This is a genomic window from Streptomyces musisoli, from assembly GCF_016741855.1.
Lineage (GTDB): Bacteria > Actinomycetota > Actinomycetes > Streptomycetales > Streptomycetaceae > Streptomyces > Streptomyces musisoli.
Genome location: NZ_JAERRH010000072.1, coordinates 1 through 1,676 on the forward strand (window position 1 = coordinate 1; position 1,676 = coordinate 1,676).

Genomic DNA, 1,676 nt, shown 5'->3' on the forward strand with positions numbered 1-1,676 from the left:
CTAAAGGACGGAGATTCCCGCCTGCCTGCCGGTGGTCACCGGCTGGGGCTTCGGGTGGGTTCCTGTTTCTTCGCGCTGTGCCGGGACGAGTCCCGGTCTTACCCGCGCTCCGCAGGCTGATACGGCCAGTCCGGCCGCCTTGGCGACGTTGGCCGCCGCGTTGATGTCCCGGTCCAGGTCGGCCCCGCACGCCCCGCATGTCCACTCTCGGATGTGGAGGGGCTTGGGGCCGTCCTTGACGCCGCAGGCCGAGCAGACCTGTGAGGTGGGCTCGAAGCGTCCGATGCGGTGGAAGGTCCGCCCGTACAGGGCGGCCTTGTACTCCAGCATCGTGGTGAACGCCGACCATCCGGCGTCGTGTACGGACTTGGCCATGCGTGTGCGGGCGAGTGCCTTGACCGCCAGGTCTTCCACTGCAACCGCTTGGTTTTCGCGGATCAGCTTGGTGGAGAGCTGGTGGTGGAACTCGCGCCGCGCATCGGCGGTTCGTGCGTGAGCGCGGGCGACCTTGATCCGGGCCTTCGCCCGGTTCTTCGACCCCTTGGTCTTGCGGCTGAGATCCTGCTGCGCCTTCTTCAGTTTCTTCTCGGCCCGGCGCAGGAAGCGGGGGCTGTCGATCTTCGTGCCGTCGGACAAGATCGCGAAGTGGGCCAGGCCCAGGTCGATGCCGACCACGCTGCCCGTGGCGAGCAGCGTCTCGGGCTCTGTCTCGACCACGAAGCTGGCGAAGTACCGGCCCGCGCTGTCCTTGACCACGCTCACCGTGGACGGCACCGACGGCAGCATGCGGGACCACTTCACGGCCAGGTCGCCGATCTTGGGGAGGCGGAGCTTCCCGCCGGTCGTGATCTTCCATCCGGCGTTGGCGGTGAAGCGGACCGACTGCCGGGTGTCCTTGCGGGACTTGAACCGGGGCGGCCCCATCGTGGGCCGCTTGCCCTTGAGGCCGCCGAAGAAGTTCTTGTAGGCGGTGTCCAGGTCGCGCAGGGACTGCTGCAACACCACCGAGGACACCTCGGTGAGCCATGCCCGCTCGGGGGTCTTCTTCGCGGCGGTGAGCTGCTTGGACAGCTCCCCGGACCCGATGAACGGCAGCCCGGCGGCGCGGGCGGTCTCACGAGCCCGCAGAGCGTCGTTGAAGACAACCCGAGCACACCCGAACGCCCTCGCCAACGCCGTGCGCTGACCGGCACTCGGATACACGCGGAAGCTGTACCGAAGCTGCACGACGACCACCATACCCTTTGGTTCATGTCACCACGATGGAACCCCAACCCCGATGTACGCACCGGCCGTCACGTCGTCTACCACCTGCACGTCCACTTGGTTTTCGTCACGAAGTACCGGCGTAAGGCCATGACCGACGCCATGCTGACGCGGTGCGAAGAGATCATGCGGGAGGTGTGCGGAGACTTCGAGGCCGAGCTGAAGCAGTTCAACGGCGAGGACGACCACGTACACCTGCTCGTGCACTACCCGCCCAAAGTCCAGCTCTCCAAGCTGGTCAACTCCCTCAAAGGCGTCTCGGCCCGACTGCTACGCAAGGAGTACGACAGCCACGTCCGCCGGCACCTGTGGGGCGGCCACTTCTGGTCCGGCTCGTACTTCGCCGGCAGCTGTGGCGGGGCACCGCTGACCGTGGTCAAGCAGTACATCGAGAACCAGAAGCGCCCCGT

Annotated in this window: 2 protein-coding genes; one reads left to right on the top strand and one right to left on the bottom strand. The window is 66.6% G+C overall.

From position 1 onward, the window contains the following. Complete coding sequence (locus JK361_RS40455) at window positions 1-1,227, bottom strand: RNA-guided endonuclease InsQ/TnpB family protein (protein ID WP_201828205.1); 1,227 nt, start codon at window positions 1,225-1,227, stop codon at window positions 1-3. Between the two features lie 24 nt (window positions 1,228-1,251). Between JK361_RS40455 and tnpA the strand changes: the two genes are divergently transcribed. Next, a partial coding sequence (gene tnpA, locus JK361_RS40460; RefSeq protein ID WP_201828207.1) for an IS200/IS605 family transposase occupies window positions 1,252-1,676 on the top strand: 425 nt, incomplete at its 3' end.